Source organism: Sphingomonas sp. (assembly GCF_013816785.1).
Taxonomy (GTDB): domain Bacteria; phylum Pseudomonadota; class Alphaproteobacteria; order Sphingomonadales; family Sphingomonadaceae; genus Sphingomicrobium.
Genome location: NZ_JACDDV010000009.1, coordinates 16,541 through 33,751 on the forward strand (window position 1 = coordinate 16,541; position 17,211 = coordinate 33,751).

Below are 17,211 nucleotides of genomic sequence, written 5' to 3' on the forward strand. Positions count from 1 at the left end.
AGCCTGCTTCGGACCCATCGTGGTGGCCGCGTCGTTACTTACTTTGGTCGTGCGAATTCGGTTTCAGGGGACCTCAGTGCCAAGTATCAGAACCATTGTCCTTTTCTTGATTGCCGGTCTCGCCGCGTCCTGCGCCAAGCCGGTCAGCGCCTGTTCGTCGCTAGCGAAATTCGCCAATTCTTCATTGGATGCGTCGGGCGCCCTGATCGACTGCATTAAGAAAACGGCCCACGGTGGGCGGCTCGAGCTTCCCCCTGCCACCTATGTGGTGCGCCGCCAGGTTAGGATCGTGAAACCCCTCATCATCGCCACGGCCGGTGTAGCCGACAGCGCGCCCGGCTGCGACAGGCTCGGTGCGGGCCGCTGCGCGACTATCCGGATCGATCTCGACGGCTCGCTCAATCCCAATATCATGCCGGTCGAAGTTGCGGCCAATGGGATTAGCCTTATCCACCTAGTTGTCGAGGGCAGCACCAACTCGATGCGGCGCGCCGATTGCAGCCAGGCGGACCGACGGCCGCTGGGCGGCGGACTTAGAGTACTCGGGTCGAATTTCGTGCTTCGCAAGTCGCTGCTCCGCAATTTTACCTGCTACACCACGATGGAGGTGCTCGCCGGGTCCAACGCCCTGACGATCGAGGATAATTTCATCGGCCCAAACGGCGACCATCGGCCCGGCGAGATCTGGAGCGACGGAATCACGATACACGACAGCGAGGACTCCGTCGTTCGCCGCAACGTCTTTAGCGACAACACTGATGTCCAGTTGATCCTCGGCGGCTGTCGCCGGTGCCGGATCGAGAGCAATCAATTCCGCCACAGCGGCGTCTTTGCGAAGGCGTCGTTCGCCGAACTCATGCTGCAAGCTTTTCCGAGCACAAGCGGCGACTATACCGGGACCGTCGTGACCGGAAACCGGATCGACTGCGGGAAGAGCCGGCGGTGCGGCTATGGCATCATGGTCGGCGCCAATCCGTGGAAGGCGGGTGATAACCCCCGTTATCCGGGCGCGATGTTTGGCGGGAAGATTACGGGTAACGTCGTTAGCAATGCCCTGATCGGGATCAACGTCGACGCTCCGACCGGACCGGTCGAAATCCATGGCAATACGGTCCAGACGTCGGGCGGGACGCACCGGTCGGACTGTGGCATGCGCAACTGGCCGGCCGTCAACATGGGCCCAGGCGCGGCCAAATGGGTTCGGGGAGATCCGTCCAACCAGGCAGAGGGCCAGGCAAGCACCTCGGGCTGTATATTGAACCGCCAGTCCGACTAGCTGCCCGTCGCAGATATGTGAAAGTCGGCGATATAGGCTTCGCCTCAAAACCGCCCTTCAGCGCCGGAACGGCCCAAACAAAAAGGGCCGCCCGGCGATGCATCGCCGGGCGACCCCAAATCGCTTCTGGCAAGATTAGCGCAGGATCGCGCTGATCACCTGCTGTATCAGCATCGACTGGGGATCGACTTGGTACAGGTAGCCGTTATTGTAATAATAGCGGTCCGACTGATCTAGGCTGTATTGATTGCGCAGGTAATCGGGGATCTGGTTATAGGTCCAAAGATTGCCGAAATTGCGATTGTAACGCTGTCCGATGTTGTATTGCTTCTTCGCCTGACCCGGAGGCGTGCAGCCATTGTGCCGCTTGGCGAGGCCCGGAGGGCAACTGCCGCGCGTGTCGAGGGCGTAGAGACGTCCGTAGCGGTCGCTCGTCACTAATCCGCGATGGGCCTTACCGACCGCTTTGGCGGTGGCCTTGCCCCCGCCGTGGCTCATCGTCGCGTGATTGGCGTGGCCCTTACCCTTGCCATTGTTGGGATGGGCGGCCAGTGGGCCGGTCGAAGCAAGTGCCGCGACGCCGGCGAGCAAGATTAGTTTTTTCATTGCCTAGTCCTCATGTTTAGCCGACTCGATCCGCGCAAGGCGGAGGCCGGCATATCGAAGGTTGGCGCACAATGTGCGGGCATAAAAACCTTCCTATGAGTCTACTAACCAACACTTCCCTTGTAAGTTGCACCGTTCATCCGCCCGCAATCATTCAATTTGGAGCGCGATCATCGCTCTCGCAGCTAATCGGCTGGAGTTTGCCGATCGGCCCGACGATTTTTCCTTGGCCGTAGGGCGATGGCTGCATTCGCCGTGGCATTATCACCTTATGCTTGGCGGCTTCGGCTTACGCCGCGATCTTAGCCCTCGAAGCCCTCTTGCGCTCGTGGGGGTCAAGGAAGCGTTTGCGTAGACGGATCGAAGCCGGAGTGACTTCGACCAGCTCGTCCTCGTCGATGTAGGCCAGCGCCTGCTCGAGCGTGAGCCGCTTGGGCGGGGTGAGCCGGATGGCGTCGTCCTTGCCACCCGAAGCGCGGAAGTTAGTCAGTTGCTTGGCCTTCATCGGGTTGACCTCGAGATCGTCGGTCTTGGCGTTCTCGCCGATGATCATCCCTTCGTAGAGCGGGTCGCCCGGCGCGACCATCAGGATGCCGCGTTCCTCGAGGAAACCGAGCGCATAGGCGTTGGCCTGGCCCGAGCCGTTGGAGATCAGCACGCCGTTCTTGCGGCCCTCGATAACGCCCTTGTAGAAGCCGTAGCGCTCGAAAATGCGGTTCATCAGGCCGGTGCCGCGGGTATCCGACAAAAACTCGCCATGATAGCCGATCAGGCCACGCGAAGGAGCGGAGAAGGTGATGCGGGTCTTGCCGCCACCCGACGGCCGCATATCGGTCATCTCCGCCTTGCGCAGCGCCATCTTGTCGATGACCGTGCCCGAATATTCGTCGTCAACGTCGATCACGACAGTCTCATAGGGCTCGGTGCGCTTGCCGTCCTCATCCTCGCGATAGAGGACGCGCGGGCGGCTGATGCCGAGCTCGAAGCCTTCGCGGCGCATCATCTCGATCAGCACGCCGAGCTGCAATTCGCCGCGCCCGGCGACTTCGAAACTATCCTTGTCGGAAGCCTCGGTGACCTTGATCGCGACGTTGGATTCGGCCTCGCGGAACAGGCGGTCGCGGATCATGCGACTGGTTACCTTGGTGCCCTCGCGCCCGGCCATCGGACTGTCGTTGACGGCGAAGCGCATCGACAGCGTCGGCGGGTCGATCGGCTGGGCGTGAAGGGGATCGCTGACCGACGGGTCGGCGATGGTGTCTGCGACGGTCGCGGTGGTCATGCCGGCGATCGAGATGATGTCGCCCGCCCCGGCCTGCTCGACCGGAACCCGCTCAAGCCCGCGGAACGCCATCAGCTTCGATGCGCGACCGGTCTCGACAATCTTGCCGTCGGGACTAAGCGCGTGGATCGGCGCATTGGTCTTGATCGAGCCCGAGAACACTAGCCCGGTCAGAATGCGGCCGAGGAAATTGTCCCGGTCGAGCAGCGTGACCAGAAATTTGAACGGCCCGTCGGGGTCTGCAGACGGCGCGGGCACATGGCTGACGATCGTCTCGAACAATGGGCTGAGTGTGCCCTCACGAAGGTCGTCGGTTTCGCCGGCATAGCCGTTGCGACCGCTGGCGTAGAGCACCGGAAAGTCGAGCTGCTCGTCGCTGGCGTCGAGCAGGACGAACAGATCGAACACCTCGTCGAGAACTTCCGATGCGCGCGCATCGGGGCGGTCGATCTTGTTGACCACGACGATCGGCTTCAATCCCAGCGCAAGCGCCTTGCCGGTGACGAACTTGGTCTGCGGCATCGGCCCTTCGGCGGCGTCGACAAGCAGGATGACCCCGTCGACCATCGACAGGATGCGCTCGACCTCGCCGCCGAAATCGGCATGGCCGGGCGTGTCGACGATATTGATATGCGTGGTCGTCCCGTCAGCACTTGGCCACTCGACCGAAGTGCATTTGGCCAGAATGGTAATCCCGCGCTCTTTCTCCAAGTCGTTCGAATCCATCGCCCGTTCCTCGACGCGCTGATTGTCGCGGAAGGTGCCCGATTGGCGGAAGAGCTGATCGACGAGCGTGGTCTTGCCATGATCGACGTGGGCGATGATCGCCACGTTGCGAGAGGTCATTTCGATGTCCCGGAGTAGAGTTGCCGCGCCCGTAGCCGAAATGGTGCGACGCGGCAACCGCAGCTCGCCGCCATTTCAAACGTTTGTGCTGGTCAGAGAGTGAGGAGAATGACGATGCCGCAGGGTGACAAGGGCGCCTATACCGACAAGCAAAAGCGCAAGGCCAAGCATATCGAGGAAGGCTATAAGAAAGACGGCGTGAGCCACAAGGAGGCCGAGGCGCGCGCCTGGGCGACGGTCAACAAGCAGGACGGCGGCGGCAAGAAATCCGGCTCGGGCCGCAAATAGGCTGGCGCGGTCGGCCTAGCGCGGCAGGCGTTCGAGGATCTCGATCCCGCGTTCGAGCGCGCGGAGTTCGCTGGCGGCGAGCTTGCCTAGGCGGCCTTCGAGTGAGCCGTCGGCTGCCGGCGGGCGCACCAGCACCTGCCGGCCCTGGTCGGTCAGGCGCAGCGCGAGGCGGCGGCGATTGTCGGGATCTGCTTGCCGCTCGACCAGCCCGCCTCGGACCAGCGTATCAACTGCCCGGCTGACTGCCGGTGCGCCGCGCTTCACCTTGGCCGCGACCTGATTGAGCGTCGCCGGCTCGGCCGTTTGCACCGCAGCGAGCAGTTCGCGCTGCTGGCCCATCGCCTTCGCCGCGGCGGTATCACCGCCGAGTTGTTCGATAAGCCGGGCGAAGCGCGACGCGATTGCCGACGGTGATGCATTTCCCCACATGAAATTGAAGCTACCAAAGATTTCGTATTTAGCAAATTTGCTTATACGCAACCATGATGGCCAGCCGCCCCGCCCTTCCCTGCCCAGCTCTCCCCCGTACCGTCTGGGTGCTTGGCATCGTCAGCCTGCTGATGGACCTGTCAAGCGAGATTTATCATGCACTGCTGCCGGCCTTCCTGACCGTCACGCTCGGCCTGCCGGTGGCGGCAATGGGAGCGCTCGACGGCATCGCCGAAGCGACAGCCAATATGGCCAAGCTGGTCTCCGGCCGTCTCAGCGATCGGCAGCAGAAGCGCAAGAAATGGGTGCTGATCGGCTACGGCTTGGGGGCGCTGTCGAAACCGCTGTTTCCGCTGGCAACGACCGCGCTGCCGGTGCTCGGTGCGCGCTTCATCGACCGCATCGGCAAGGGTATTCGCGGCGCGCCCAGGGATGCGATGATCGCCGACGAGACCCCGCCCGAGCTACGCGGCCGCGCCTTCGGACTGCGCCAGTCGCTCGACACCGTCGGCGCCTTCCTCGCCCCGCTCGCCGCGGTCGGGCTGATGCTGTGGTTCGCCGGCGATATCCGCTCGGTGTTCTGGGTGGCGGTAATCCCGGCCGCGCTGTCGTTCGCATTCGCGGCGACGATGCTGCGCGAAAGCCGCGACAGCGCGCCGGTCAAGGCCAAGATGAAGTTCGCCGGCTTCCGCTCGCTCGATCCCCGGGTCAAGCGGCTGATCGGAGTAGGTTTTCTGTTCGGGCTGGCGCGCTTTTCGGAGAGTTTCCTGATCTTGAAGGCGATGGATGCTGGACTCGCCACCCAATGGTCGCCGCTGGTCCTGACGCTGTTCAACCTGTCCTACCTGGTACTGGCCTATCCGGCGGGCATTCTGAGCGACCGGATCGATCCCAAGACACTGCTGCTTGGCGGGATCGCATTGCTGGTCGCCGCGGACCTGTGGCTGGCCGAGGCGGCGGCGCTGTGGGCGGTGGCGATCGGCGTGCTGTTGTGGGGCGCGCACATGGCGCTGACCCAGGGGATTTTCAGTCGGATGATCGCCGATGCCGCGCCCGAAGGCCAGCGCGCGACAAGTTTCGGCGCCTTTTTCTTCATGAACGGCATCGCCGCGCTGCTCGCCAGTTTCGGCGCAGGCCTTCTGTGGGACCGGGGCGGGCAGTCCGCGACCTTCCTGTCCGCCGCCGGGGTCGCCGCGCTCGCCGGCATGATGCTGCTGCTCTCGCCGAAAAGATCAATCGCGGCGCGTTGAGGGCAGCGGCGGAAGCCGGCCCGACGCGGCATCACGGGCGATAAGGTGATGATAGATCGCGGCGGATATGTGAATAACCACCAAGGCAATCGTCGTCCACACCAGGATTTGGTGGACCTCGCCGAACGCCTCGCCGTCCCCGATGGGAAGCGCGGGGATACGCATTCCCCACAGTAGATCGACCCACCCGTCCTTGGACCGCTCCGACACCGCGATCAGCCCGGTGAGCGGGAGTGCGAACAGCATCACGTAGACGATGCGGTGACTCCAGACCGCGGCGAATCGATCCCACTTCGGAAGCTCGGCGGGATAGGGCGGCGGCGGATTGAATAGCCGGTACGCGAGCCGAATTCCGGCGGCGAGCAAGATCGTCGCACCAAGTGTCTTGTGAACCGTGAGCAGTTCCATGCGCGCCGGCCCGCGAGGGAGGTCAGCGAAGCGGAGTCCGACATAGATTTGAGCCAGCACCAAAATCCCGGTAATCCAGTGGATCCAGGCCGCCCCGCGCGAATAACGCACCGTCGCGTCGCCGGTGGTTTCCTCGACCATATAATCGCTCATCGCCTTTTCCCCTGCCGGTTGCCGCCGTTAGCGCGTGAATTTCTCGTCCTTGGCGGCCTTGTCGAGCAACAGCCGGCTAAAGCTGAAGTCACTCCCCATCCGCGCTTCCTGCGCCTTCAGACCATCGACGATCTTCTGCAGCCCCTCGGTGTCGGCCCAGAACATCGGGCCGCCGCGATAGACCGGCCAGCCGTAGCCGTAGATCCACACGACATCGATGTCCGACGCGCGTTGCGCCATGCCTTCTTCCAAGATTTTCGCGCCCTCGTTGACCATCGTGTAGAGGGTGCGCTCGACGATTTCCTGATCGTCGATGTCGCGCCGTGTGATGCCCTGTTTCGACGCGAAATCCTCGATAATCTGCTGAACGACCGGCGACGGTGACGGGCGGCGCTTGTCGTCATAGTCGTAGAATCCGGCGCCCTTCTTCTGGCCCCATCGGTCGATGCTGCACAGCGCATCGCGGATATTCTCGATCCGCTCCTTGTCGCGGTGCCAGCCGATGTCGACCCCGGCCAGATCGGCCATCTGGAACGGCCCCATCGGCATACCGAACTCGACATGGACGCGGTCGATCTGCTCGGGGGATGCGCCCTCCAACAGCAGCTTGATGGCCTCGACCTGACGCGGCATCAGCATGCGGTTGCCGATGAAGCCGTGGCACACGCCGGCGACCACCGCGACCTTCTTGATCCGCTTGGCCAGCTGCATCGCGGTGACCACTACGTCGGGAGCGGTCTTCGCCCCGCGCACAACTTCCAGCAGCTTCATGATGTTGGCAGGCGAGAAGAAGTGGAGGCCGACGACATCCTGCGGCCGCGAGGTTGAAGCGGCGATCTCGTCGACGTTCAAATAGCTGGTGTTTGAGGCGAGGATCGCGCCCTGCTTCACGATTCCGTCGAGGCGGCCGAAAATCTCCTTCTTGACCTCCATCTGCTCGAACACCGCTTCGATGACCAGATCGCAATCGGCTAGCGCCTCGAAATCGAGCGTCGGGGTCAGCGCGCCCATCGCCTGCTCCACCTGTTCGCCGGTCATTCGGCCCTTGGCGGCGGTCGCTTCGTAATTCTTGCGCATCACGCCGGTGCCACGGTCCAAGGCGTCCTGCGCCATTTCGACGATCGTCACCGGGATCCCGGCCGACAGGAAATTCATCGAAATGCCGCCGCCCATCGTCCCGGCGCCGATCACCCCGACTTTGCGGATGTCGCGCGGACGCGTGTCCTCGGGGATGTTGTCGATCTTGGCCGCCTTGCGCTCGGCGAAGAAGAAATATTGCTGGGCGCGGCTTTGCGTCCCGCTCATCAGCCCCATGAACAGGTTGCGTTCGTCGATCACGCCCTCCGCATAGGGTTTAGCGACCGCCGCCTCGACCGCCTTGATGTTGGCCTCGGGCGCTTCGAAGCCGCGGAACTTTCGGGAATTGGCCTTGCGAAACTCGTCGAAGATCGCCGGGCTGGCGCGCGCCTCGGCCAGCTTGTCGTCGCGCTCGGATGATTTGGGCAGCGGGCGGATGTCGCGCACTTCCTCGGCATAAGCGACCGCGTGCTGGGCGAGGTCGCCCTCGACCAGCCGGTCGACCAAGCCGACATCGCACGCATCCTTCGCCGAAATCGGAGACCCGCTGGTGACCATTTCTAGGGCGCGCTGCACGCCCGCGACGCGCGGCAGGCGCTGCGTCCCGCCGGCACCGGGGAGCAGGCCCAATTTGACCTCGGGCACGCCGAGCTTCGCGGTGGGGACCGCGACACGGTAATGGCAGCCAAGCGCAATTTCGAGCCCGCCGCCCAATGCAGTGCCATGGATCGCGGCGATCACCGGCTTTGAGCAATTTTCGATCCGGTCGACCACGTCGGGCAGCCACGGCATGACCGGCGGCTTACCGAACTCGGTAATGTCGGCGCCAGCGAAGAAGGTCTGCCCCTCGCAGCGAATGACCACCGCCTTGATCGCCTCGTCCCCCTCGGCCTGCTCGATTGCCGCGACCAGCCCTTGCCGCACCGACGCGCCCAATGCGTTGACCGGCGGGTTGTTCGAGGTGACGATCAGGACATCGCCGTGGTGAGTGGTCGAAATCGGGCCGGTCATCGGGGTCTCCAGCAGGATTTTGCGCGAGATAAAGTTGATGAAGTTGATGCTACCGCGCGATTCCGGCCAGGTCTAAACTTCGGGCCTGACGAAAGGCGCGACTCGCGGACAATTTGGACCGCGAAAAGCCTAGGCAAAAAGCGGGCTTGTAGGACAGGATTTTCGGCGCTCATGTCGAAGTCCGGCCATAGCTTTGGTGGTTGTAGGGATGGCTTGCACTCAGGCCGCCATCGACGGTGATCGCCTGTCCGTTGACGTAGCTGGATTCGTCGGAGGCGAGGAACAGCGCCGCATTGGCGATCTCTACCGGCAAGCCGCCGCGCTTCATCGGATTGAGATGGCCGATGCGGTCGCCCTGCCCCTTGTCGCGAGCGCGGTCGAAGATCGGCTGGGTCATGCCGGTCTCGATCAGGCCCGGGCAGATCGCGTTGACGCGAATGCCCGCCCCGACCATCTGCGTCGCGGCGACCTTGACCAGGTTGATCACCCCCGCCTTCGAGGCCGAATAGGCAGGCCCGCCTGCGCCAGCGCGAAGCCCGGCGACGCTGGCGGTGCAGATGATCGATCCGCCGCCGCCGGCCTTCATCGCCGGAGCGGCATATTTGATCGCCAGGAATGGCCCGATCAGATTGATGCGCAGGATTTCGGTCCACATCGCGGCGTCCTGGTCGAAGATGCCGTCGAACCCGCCCGAGATACCAGCATTGGCGAAGAAAATGTCCAGGCTGCCATGATCGCGGACGGTGTTGTCGACCAGTGCCTGGACTTGCGCCTCGTCCCCCACGTCGCAGTCGACGTGGGCGCCGTGCAAGTCCGCGCCGACCACGGTGGCACCTTCGCTCCGGAACAGCTCGACGGTCGCCTTGCCGATCCCCGACCGGGCCCCCGTAACGATGGCGATTTTGTTAGCGAGTCTCATCTTAGCCTCGTTCCCCGGCGAAGGCCGAGGTCCAGGGTGCTGCGCAAGCAGCGCCCTCCGCGCTCCTGGGCCCCGGCCTACGCCGGGGAACAACCAGAATCATAACCCCACCCCAATGGTCGAGCCGCCATCGACCACCATCACCTGCCCGGTCATGTAGGTCGAGGCGGGGGAGGCGAGGTAGACGGCGGCGCCGGCGATCTCATGCGGAAGGCCGATGCGGCGCAGCGGGGTGCCGCGCGTCACCGCTTTCAGCGTCTCGGGATTTTCCCACAGCGCTTTGGCGAAGTCGGTCTTGATCAGGCCCGGCGCGATGCAATTGACCCGCACGCCGCTCGGCCCAAATTCGGCGGCAAGGTTGCGCGCCAGTTGGAAGTCGGCTGCCTTAGAGATATTATAGGCGCCGATCATGGTCGAACTGGTCATCCCGCCGACCGACGACACGATGATGATCGAGCCCTCCTTGCGCTCGACCATTTCAGGCGCGGCCATCGCAATCAGCCAGTGGTTGGCGATGACATTATTGTCGAGGATCTTGCGGAACTGGTCGTCGCTAATCCCCGCCATCGGCCCATAATAGGGGTTGGATGCCGCATTGCAGACGAGAACGTCGATGCGACCGAACGCAGCCCGGGTTGCATAGACGAGCGCCTGCAGCGCCTCCTTGGACGAAATGCTGGCGGCGACGGCGATCGCGGTGCCGTCGCCGTGGGAGGCGTTGATTGTAGCGGCGACCTCGTCGCAGGCGTCCTGCTTGCGGCTCGAGATGACGACTTTCGCGCCGTGATCCGCGAGAGCTTCGGCAATGGCCCGACCAATGCCGCGTGATGATCCGGTGACGATGGCGATCTTGCCTGAGAGGTCAAACAAAGCGCTCATTCGAACGTATCCGCGTGCTTCGCAAACTCGATCAGTGCGATGCTGCGATTGTGCACCTCATCCGGACCATCGGCGAGGCGCAGGGTGCGGATGCCGGCCCAGCTGGCGGCAAGCGAGGTGTCCTGGCTGACCCCCGCGCCGCCGTGCGCCTGGATGGCGTCATCGATGACTTTCAAGGCCATGTTGGGCGCCTTGACCTTGATCATCGCGATCTCGGCCTTGGCGGCCTTGTTTCCGGCCTTGTCCATGCGGTCGGCGGCGAGCAGGCAAAGCAATCGCGTTGCATCGATTTCGACTCGCGCCTCGGCGACGCGCTGCTCCCACACGCTATGCTCGGAAAGCCGCTTGCCGAAGGCGGTGCGCGACTGGAGTCGCTTGGCCATCAGCGCCAGCGCTTCCTCGGCCGCGCCGATGATGCGCATGCAATGGTGGATGCGGCCCGGCCCCAGCCGCCCTTGCGCGATCTCAAACCCGCGCCCTTCGCCAAGCAGCAGGTTCGACGCGGGAACGCGCACATCCTTAAGCTCAATTTCCATATGTCCGTGAGGCGCGTCGTCAAAGCCATAGACGGTCAAGTGACGCTCAATGGTCAGGCCAGACGCGTCCATCGGCACCAGCACCATCGATTGCTGGCGATAGCGGTTCTCGGACGCATCGGTCTTGCCCATCAATATGACGACCTTGCAGCGCGGATCGCCAGCGCCGGACGACCACCATTTGCGGCCGTTGATGACATAATCCGCGCCATCGCGATCGATGCGACATTCGATGTTGGTCGCATCCGACGAGGCAACCCCGGGCTCGGTCATCAGGAAGGCCGAGCGGATTTCGCCGCACATTAGCGGAGCCAGCCACTGCTCCTTCTGCTCGCGGGTACCATAGCGGTGGAACACTTCCATATTGCCGGTGTCGGGCGCCGAGCAGTTGAACACTTCGCTCGACCACAGGATGTGCCCCATCTCCTCGGCGCACAGCGCGTATTCGAGGTTGGTCAGCTGCTCGCCCTCGAATTCGAAGCTCTCGTCGACGTGCTGCAACGCGCCGCCGGGCGGCATGAACAAGTTCCACAGGCCGGCGGCGCGGGCCTTGGGTTTAAGCTCTTCGATCAGATCGATCGGCTGCCATCGGTCGCCCGCATCGATCTGATCCTTATAGTCTGCGACTCGCGGCCGGACGTTGGTTTCGATGAAGTCGCGCACGCGGTCGCGGAAAAAAGACTGGCGTTCCGTAAGGTCAAAATCCACGCCGCCGCCTCCGCTTGCTTATCGCCCCGGTCTGGTCCCAAAACGGGCTAGGACTCTGGGCGGCGAAGGGCAAGAAGCATGGCCGAACTTGAAACATTCCGCGCCGAGACACGCGCCTGGCTGGAGGCAAACTGCCCGGCGGAAATGCGCACGCCGTTACGCTCCGAAAAAGACGCCTGCTGGGGTGGTCGGAGTTTCGTGTTTCAGTCGCCGGCGCAGAAGCAATGGCTGGACGTCATGGCCTCGCGCGGCTGGACGGTGCCTGACTGGCCTAAGGCGTATGGCGGCGGCGGACTGAGTCCGGCCGAAACCAAGATCCTAAAGGAGGAAATGGCGGCGATCGGGGCGCGGCCGCCGCTGACCAGTTTCGGCATTTCGATGCTTGGCCCGGCGCTGCTGAAGTACGGCAATGAGGAACAGAAGACCAAATATCTGACCGAGATTGCCCTTGGGCAAATCCGTTGGTGCCAGGGCTATTCGGAACCGGGCGCCGGGTCGGACTTGGCAGGGCTCCAGACCAAGGCCGAAGATCGTGGCGATCATTACCTCGTCAACGGCCAGAAAGTATGGACCAGCTATGCCGATCAGGCGGACTGGATCTTCTGCCTGGTGCGGACGTCGAGCGAAACCAAACATGGCGGCATCAGCTTCCTCCTGTTCGACATGGACAGCCCGGGCGTTTCGACCAAGCCGATCCTGCTGATCAGCGGCAACTCGCCCTTCTGCGAAACCTTTTTCGACGATGTGAAGGTGCCTGGGGACCAGCTGGTCGGCGAGGTCAACAAGGGCTGGGACGTCGCCAAATATCTGCTTGGCCACGAGCGTGAGATGATCAGCGGCATGGGACTGGTTGGCGAGAAGCAGACGTTGGGCGCCAGCGTCGGCGAGGTCGACCCCCTGCTCCGCGCCGAAATCGCCGCATTCGACGTCGACGCCCTCGCGTTCGCGGCGATGAGCGAGCGGTTCATCGACCAGCTGAAAGCTGGCGAAGCGCATCCGGCGATGCCGAGCATGATGAAATATGCCGGGACCGAACTCAACAAGCGCCGCCACGAGCTAATCATCGCCGCCGGCGGGTCGGACACGCTGGAATGGGACAGCGAACGTTCGATGGGCGGCAAGGCCGCGCGTGATTGGCTTCGGACCAAGGCCAATTCGATCGAAGGCGGCACGAGCGAGGTCCAGCTCGGCATCGTCGCCAAGCATATTTTGCGACTGCCGGGAGCCTGACCCAGATGATGACCCTGACCGACGATCAGCGCATGCTGCAGGACAGCGTCACGCCGTTCATGACCGAGGAGGGCGCGGTCAAGGCGCAGCTTCGGCATTGGCGCGACAGCGGATGCAAGGACGGATTCGGACACGCCTTGTGGAAGCAGTTCGCCGAGCTTGGGCTGACCGGTATCCTGATCCCGGAAGACCAGGGCGGCGCCGGGCTCGGGATGGTCGAGGCGGGACTGGTGCTGGAGGAAGTCGGGCGCAACCTCACCCCCTCGCCTTTCTTGACCACAGCAGTCGTGGCCGTGCGCGCGCTCGACGGTTCAGCGCAGGCGGCACGCTGGTTTCCGGGCATTGTGGCCGGCCAAACTGTCGCGGCCCTGGCGATCGACGAGGTGCGGCATCACGACCCGGCGCGGATCGCCTGCGAGGCCAAACGATCGGGCAACGGTTTCTCGCTGTCGGGCGTCAAGCAATTCGTCGTCCAAGGTGCCAGCGCCGACGTCATCCTGGTCGCGGCGCGGACGGCAGGGTCGCCGGGCGAGGCGCAGGGCTTGACCCTGTTCGCGGTCGAGCGCGGCGCCAAGGGCATGGCGGTCGAGAATGTCGCGTTGGCAGACTCGTCTAGGGCGGCGCGGCTGACGCTGGACCACGTCGAGGTCGATGCCGACGCAGTCGTTGGCGAGGTCGACGGGGGTTGGGCGCCGCTGTCGCGTGCATTGAACGCCGGGCGGGCAGGTGCAGCGAGCGAGTTGGTCGGAGTCGCCGCCGGCGCGGCGGCGATGACCTTCGATTATCTCAAACAGCGCAAGCAGTTCGGGCGGCTGATCGGCGAATTCCAGGCGCTCCAGCATCGCGCGGCGCATCTCTACGGCGAAATCGAGATCGCGCGGGCGGCCACGCTCAAGGCGGCGCAGCTGCTCGACGGGGGCGACGAGCGCGCCGAATTGATGGTCTCGGTCGCCAAGGCCAAGGCGGCGCGGGTGTCGGCGCTTAGCGTCCAGGAAGGCGTCCAGATGCACGGCGGCATCGGCATGACCGACGAGCATGACATCGGCCTCTACATGAAGCGCGAAGCGGTGCTCGCGGAATTGTTTGGCGGGCCGAGATTTCATGCCAACGAAGTGGCGCGGCTAAGCGGCTACTAGGGGCCGTTCCAGCAGAAAATTGATCCGTGCCGAGGCGATCGGCTTGGCCCGATCGCTTTGCCAGGCGAACGCTTCGACATTGGCGATGCGCTTGCCGAGCCGCTCGATCACCGCCTCGGCGAAAGTATCGGTTTCGATTCCACCGCGCATATAGTCGACCGTGACGGTGATCGGCTTCATCGTCGTTGCATCGTCGCCGACCGCCAGGCGAAGCGCGTTGAACGCCGCGAACTCGAGCAGGCCGGCGATCGCGCCACCGTGCAGGAAGCCGGGCCGGCCGACGACGTCGGTGTGGAACGGCATGACGAAGCGCGGCGCGTCGCCCGTGTCGTCCATCCTGAGTTTGAGCAGCCGGGCGTAAGGCGGAAGTTCGGTCACGCCGTCAGCCTTAGACGGCGATTGACCCTCCCGTCATCCCCCAGGGCGTTAGCCGCGGGTCTTGTAGCCGCAGATGATGCCGAGGACGAACGAGGTGAACAGGGCGAGCTGGACCTTCCCGGTGGGATCGCCCCACTGGAAATAGTCGGCGCCCCAACCGAACAGCCAGACGAACATCATGGCGGCCAATGCGACCATCATATCACTCATCCCCCACCATCGGCCGGCCAGTCCCCGGCGCGCGACAGCCTAGGCCCCCAAATGGTAAAAATAGGGTAAAGCTTGCCGCCGTGCGGGCTTGGCGGCATAGGGCGCCGGGTCGGCCGCAGAGGAAGGGCAATGCAATGAAAGCGCGTGTGTTCGTGACCCTGAAGCCGGGTGTTCTCGACCCCCAGGGCAAGGCGATTCATCACGCGCTGGAGGGCCTCGGCTTCGACGGCGTCGAGGGGGTTCGCGCCGGCAAAATGATCGAACTCGACCTGGCCGAGGGGACCAGCGATACCGACATCGAAGCGATGTGCCGAAAGCTATTGGCGAACACCGTAATCGAAAATTTCAAGATCGAACGGGTAGCCTGATGAAGAGCGCGGTCCTCGTCTTTCCCGGCTCCAACTGCGACCGCGACCTCGCCGTCGCCATCCGCGAGGTGACGGGCCGCGAGGCGGCGATGGTCTGGCATCGCGACACCGAGCTGCCGGCCGGGACCGACTTCATCGCCATCCCCGGCGGTTTCTCCTATGGCGATTACCTCCGCTCAGGGGCGATGGCGGCGCGGTCGCCGATCATGCGCGCGGTGACCGAGGCGGCGAGCAAGGGCGTGCCGGTGATCGGAGTGTGCAACGGCTTTCAGGTGCTGACCGAAGCCGGGCTGCTGCCGGGCGCGCTGATGCGCAACGCCGGGCTGCATTTCGTCTGCCGTCCGGTCGGCCTCAGGGTCGAGAATAGCCAGTCGATCTTCACCTGCCGCTATGAGGCGGGAGAGGAAATCACCGTGCCGGTCGCTCACCACGACGGCAATTATCAGGCCGATCCGGCGACGCTCGACCGGCTGGAAGGCGAAGGGCGCATCGCTTTTCGCTACACCGGCGAGGTCAACGGTTCGGCGCGAAACATCGCGGGCATTCTCAACGAAAGCGGCAACGTCCTCGGGCTGATGCCCCACCCCGAACGGGCGCTGGAGCCGGCGCATGGCGGGACCGACGGCAGACGGCTGTTCGAAGGCTTGCTCGAAGCGGTCGCCTGACCGCATAAGCCCCGCACCTTGATGTCGAATTGGGGCGCCCGTAGCTCAGCTGGATAGAGCACGAGACTTCTAATCTTGAGGCCGCTGGTTCGAATCCAGCCGGGCGCGCCAGTCTTTTCAATGACTTAAGAGGTTACTGACGACGATGATAAACAACCAAGTAGCAAATAGGTAGCATTGGAGTTGATCGCAAAAGGGTAACACCTTTTTCTCAGACCAAGCGTTCGTTCGCTACCTTAATAGCTCCTCCAGCAAACGCGGATATTTTTCGCGATTTTCGGACGGGCAGTTTTTTATACGACTGGCACTCTGGTTAGGCTCGGCAATATGGCTTCGATGGTCCTTGTTGATCGCGATTTGTCCCCACCGCGCGGCCTGGCACGCACGCCGCCTGTTGACTTTGTCGCAGGGCGCTGCGACCCTTTGCGCGGACCGCTTCGTCCAGCGGGTGCACAGTTGGGGAACGACTCGGTTGCGGGGTATTGACATCTTTTCGGGTGCAGGCGGAATGTCGCTTGGAGCGCAACTCGCGGGCGTAAAGGTTCCGCTCGCCGTTGAGCTCGACCGGCACGCTCATGCTACCTACGCCCTCAACCACCCGGATACGATCGTGATGCGGGCCGATATGCAAGCGGTGTTGGATGTTGCACTTCCCCGAGGCAACGAACCAGTTGTCGTGTTCGGCGGGCCTCCGTGTCAGGGCTTCTCCACTTCGAACCAGCGAACCCGCGGCGACGCCAACGAGAAGAATTGGCTATACCGATCCTTCGTGGGATTTGTCGGTAAGGTGATGCCGGATTGGGTAGTATTCGAAAACGTTCGCGGCATTCTCGAGACCGAGGGCGGGCGCTTCGCCGCGATGGTCGAGGAGGATCTTCGCCGCTTAGGCTACTCTGTTTCGAGCGGCCTGCTAGACGCGGCCAACTTCGGCGTCCCCCAGCTACGCTCGCGTTTCTTCATCGTAGCTCGGCTGCGCGGTCGGGCTCTTGAATTCCCAGAGGCGACGGCAACCGCGCGAGTGACTGTAGAGGAGGCCATCGCCGATCTTCCCGACCTTGAGATAGGTGCGGGACGGTGTGAGCTTCTGTACCCTCGGCCCGCAACATCGGATTACGCCCGCAGTCTCCGGGGAGCGGAGCTGACAGTTACTGGCAACCTCGTCACTGAGAACGCCCCCCACATCGTCGAGCGCTATCGGCATGTTCCGGCTGGCGGGAATTGGGAAGACATACCTGAGCACCTAATGCGGAACTACGCCGATCGCTCTCGTTGCCACACCGGCATCTATCGTCGACTCCGAAGCGACGCGCCGTCCGTGGTGATCGGAAACTTTCGCAAGAACATGCTCATCCACCCCAAGTTAGATCGAGGGCTCTCAATACGCGAGGCCGCGCGCATCCAATCCTTCCCCGACTGGTACCGTTTCTCAGGCTCAATTGGCCTTCAACAGCAGCAAGTCGGAAATGCCGTGCCGCCGCTACTGGCAAAAGCTGTGTTCGAGCGAATCGTCGAGGTTGAATCTGAAGATCGACGCGCGAGGTTGGAGAAGGACGATG

17 protein-coding genes, 1 tRNA gene and 1 pseudogene are annotated in these 17,211 nt (G+C 63.4%); 9 read left to right on the forward strand and 10 right to left on the reverse strand.

All coding sequences use genetic code 11. From position 1 onward, the window contains the following. Positions 1–106 precede the first annotated feature (106 nt). Positions 107–1,276 (forward strand): right-handed parallel beta-helix repeat-containing protein, encoded by a 1,170-nt coding sequence (locus tag H0W65_RS03585; protein WP_294003922.1) that lies wholly within the window; start codon positions 107–109, stop codon positions 1,274–1,276. 135 nt (positions 1,277–1,411) lie between these two features. On the opposite strand, the gene H0W65_RS03590 is transcribed toward H0W65_RS03585, so the two are convergent. Continuing rightward, on the reverse strand, positions 1,412–1,882 hold the full coding sequence (locus H0W65_RS03590; RefSeq protein WP_294003925.1) for a hypothetical protein: 471 nt from the start codon (positions 1,880–1,882) through the stop codon (positions 1,412–1,414). Between the two features lie 289 nt (positions 1,883–2,171). Continuing rightward, entirely contained in the window at positions 2,172–4,010 is a 1,839-nt protein-coding gene (gene typA, locus H0W65_RS03595; RefSeq protein ID WP_294003928.1) for a translational GTPase TypA, read from the reverse strand. A 114-nt stretch (positions 4,011–4,124) separates the two neighbouring features. On the opposite strand from typA, the pseudogene H0W65_RS03600 reads away from it, so the two are divergent. After that, positions 4,125–4,292 (forward strand): annotated as a pseudogene (locus H0W65_RS03600) (plasmid stabilization protein); the annotation flags it as partial. A 21-nt stretch (positions 4,293–4,313) separates the two neighbouring features. Here the strand turns inward: H0W65_RS03600 and H0W65_RS03605 are convergent. Next, a complete protein-coding gene (locus H0W65_RS03605; RefSeq protein ID WP_294003931.1) occupies positions 4,314–4,727 on the reverse strand; it encodes a MarR family transcriptional regulator in 414 nt (137 codons plus the stop codon). A 53-nt stretch (positions 4,728–4,780) separates the two neighbouring features. On the opposite strand from H0W65_RS03605, the gene H0W65_RS03610 reads away from it, so the two are divergent. After that, positions 4,781–5,977 (forward strand): MFS transporter, encoded by a 1,197-nt coding sequence (locus H0W65_RS03610; RefSeq protein ID WP_294003934.1) that lies wholly within the window; start codon positions 4,781–4,783, stop codon positions 5,975–5,977. Here H0W65_RS03610 and H0W65_RS03615 read toward each other — a convergent pair. The 5 genes from H0W65_RS03615 to H0W65_RS03635 all read right to left on the reverse strand — a co-directional run bounded on the left by H0W65_RS03615 (position 5,960) and on the right by H0W65_RS03635 (position 11,668). Beyond that, positions 5,960–6,538, reverse strand: coding sequence for a cytochrome b/b6 domain-containing protein (locus tag H0W65_RS03615; protein WP_294003937.1), 579 nt, complete (start codon positions 6,536–6,538; stop codon positions 5,960–5,962). The two genes, H0W65_RS03610 and H0W65_RS03615, sit on opposite strands and share 18 nt — an antisense overlap. A 27-nt stretch (positions 6,539–6,565) precedes the next feature. Continuing rightward, positions 6,566–8,626: a 3-hydroxyacyl-CoA dehydrogenase NAD-binding domain-containing protein gene (locus H0W65_RS03620; protein ID WP_294003940.1), complete on the reverse strand. Its 2,061-nt coding sequence runs from the start codon at positions 8,624–8,626 to the stop codon at positions 6,566–6,568. A gap of 169 nt (positions 8,627–8,795) precedes the next feature. After that, complete coding sequence (locus H0W65_RS03625) at positions 8,796–9,545, reverse strand: SDR family NAD(P)-dependent oxidoreductase (RefSeq protein WP_294003943.1); 750 nt, start codon at positions 9,543–9,545, stop codon at positions 8,796–8,798. Positions 9,546–9,644: 99 nt separating this feature from the next. Continuing rightward, positions 9,645–10,424 (reverse strand): SDR family oxidoreductase, encoded by a 780-nt coding sequence (locus H0W65_RS03630; protein ID WP_294003946.1) that lies wholly within the window; start codon positions 10,422–10,424, stop codon positions 9,645–9,647. Next, positions 10,421–11,668, reverse strand: coding sequence for an acyl-CoA dehydrogenase family protein (locus H0W65_RS03635; RefSeq protein ID WP_294003949.1), 1,248 nt, complete (start codon positions 11,666–11,668; stop codon positions 10,421–10,423). The genes H0W65_RS03630 and H0W65_RS03635 overlap by 4 nt, the downstream gene beginning before the upstream one ends. 78 nt (positions 11,669–11,746) lie before the next feature. On the opposite strand from H0W65_RS03635, the gene H0W65_RS03640 reads away from it, so the two are divergent. Together H0W65_RS03640 and H0W65_RS03645 are read left to right on the forward strand one after the other, a co-directional pair. Continuing rightward, positions 11,747–12,898 (forward strand): acyl-CoA dehydrogenase family protein, encoded by a 1,152-nt coding sequence (locus H0W65_RS03640; RefSeq protein WP_294003952.1) that lies wholly within the window; start codon positions 11,747–11,749, stop codon positions 12,896–12,898. Between the two features lie 8 nt (positions 12,899–12,906). Further along, complete coding sequence (locus H0W65_RS03645; protein ID WP_294004017.1) at positions 12,907–14,034, forward strand: acyl-CoA dehydrogenase family protein; 1,128 nt, start codon at positions 12,907–12,909, stop codon at positions 14,032–14,034. Here the strand turns inward: H0W65_RS03645 and H0W65_RS03650 are convergent. Further along, a complete protein-coding gene (locus tag H0W65_RS03650) occupies positions 14,020–14,370 on the reverse strand; it encodes a PaaI family thioesterase (protein WP_294004020.1) in 351 nt (116 codons plus the stop codon). The genes H0W65_RS03645 and H0W65_RS03650 overlap by 15 nt on opposite strands. A gap of 90 nt (positions 14,371–14,460) precedes the next feature. After that, on the reverse strand, positions 14,461–14,613 hold the full coding sequence (locus tag H0W65_RS03655; protein WP_294003955.1) for a hypothetical protein: 153 nt from the start codon (positions 14,611–14,613) through the stop codon (positions 14,461–14,463). Between the two features lie 143 nt (positions 14,614–14,756). Between H0W65_RS03655 and purS the strand changes: the two genes are divergently transcribed. From purS to H0W65_RS03675, 4 genes are all read left to right on the forward strand, one after another. Next, complete coding sequence (purS, locus tag H0W65_RS03660; RefSeq protein ID WP_294003958.1) at positions 14,757–14,990, forward strand: phosphoribosylformylglycinamidine synthase subunit PurS; 234 nt, start codon at positions 14,757–14,759, stop codon at positions 14,988–14,990. Continuing rightward, on the forward strand, positions 14,990–15,655 hold the full coding sequence (gene purQ / locus H0W65_RS03665) for a phosphoribosylformylglycinamidine synthase subunit PurQ (protein ID WP_294003960.1): 666 nt from the start codon (positions 14,990–14,992) through the stop codon (positions 15,653–15,655). The genes purS and purQ overlap by 1 nt, the downstream gene beginning before the upstream one ends. Before the next feature lie 34 nt (positions 15,656–15,689). After that, a tRNA-Arg gene (locus tag H0W65_RS03670) sits at positions 15,690–15,766 on the forward strand. 397 nt (positions 15,767–16,163) lie between these two features. After that, a partial coding sequence (locus H0W65_RS03675; protein ID WP_294003962.1) for a DNA cytosine methyltransferase occupies positions 16,164–17,211 on the forward strand: 1,048 nt, incomplete at its 3' end.

Coding starts and splice junctions, on each gene's coding strand:
- H0W65_RS03615 (WP_294003937.1), bottom strand. CDS start 6,538: ATGAGCGATTATATGGTCGAGGAAACCACCGGCGACGCGACGGTGCGT.
- H0W65_RS03640 (WP_294003952.1), top strand. CDS start 11,747: ATGGCCGAACTTGAAACATTCCGCGCCGAGACACGCGCCTGGCTGGAG.
- H0W65_RS03590 (WP_294003925.1), bottom strand. CDS start 1,882: ATGAAAAAACTAATCTTGCTCGCCGGCGTCGCGGCACTTGCTTCGACC.
- typA (WP_294003928.1), bottom strand. CDS start 4,010: ATGACCTCTCGCAACGTGGCGATCATCGCCCACGTCGATCATGGCAAG.
- H0W65_RS03655 (WP_294003955.1), bottom strand. CDS start 14,613: ATGATGGTCGCATTGGCCGCCATGATGTTCGTCTGGCTGTTCGGTTGG.
- purS (WP_294003958.1), top strand. CDS start 14,757: ATGAAAGCGCGTGTGTTCGTGACCCTGAAGCCGGGTGTTCTCGACCCC.
- H0W65_RS03645 (WP_294004017.1), top strand. CDS start 12,907: ATGACCCTGACCGACGATCAGCGCATGCTGCAGGACAGCGTCACGCCG.
- H0W65_RS03625 (WP_294003943.1), bottom strand. CDS start 9,545: ATGAGACTCGCTAACAAAATCGCCATCGTTACGGGGGCCCGGTCGGGG.
- H0W65_RS03610 (WP_294003934.1), top strand. CDS start 4,781: ATGATGGCCAGCCGCCCCGCCCTTCCCTGCCCAGCTCTCCCCCGTACC.
- H0W65_RS03630 (WP_294003946.1), bottom strand. CDS start 10,424: ATGAGCGCTTTGTTTGACCTCTCAGGCAAGATCGCCATCGTCACCGGA.
- H0W65_RS03605 (WP_294003931.1), bottom strand. CDS start 4,727: ATGTGGGGAAATGCATCACCGTCGGCAATCGCGTCGCGCTTCGCCCGG.
- H0W65_RS03650 (WP_294004020.1), bottom strand. CDS start 14,370: ATGGACGACACGGGCGACGCGCCGCGCTTCGTCATGCCGTTCCACACC.
- purQ (WP_294003960.1), top strand. CDS start 14,990: ATGAAGAGCGCGGTCCTCGTCTTTCCCGGCTCCAACTGCGACCGCGAC.
- H0W65_RS03620 (WP_294003940.1), bottom strand. CDS start 8,626: ATGACCGGCCCGATTTCGACCACTCACCACGGCGATGTCCTGATCGTC.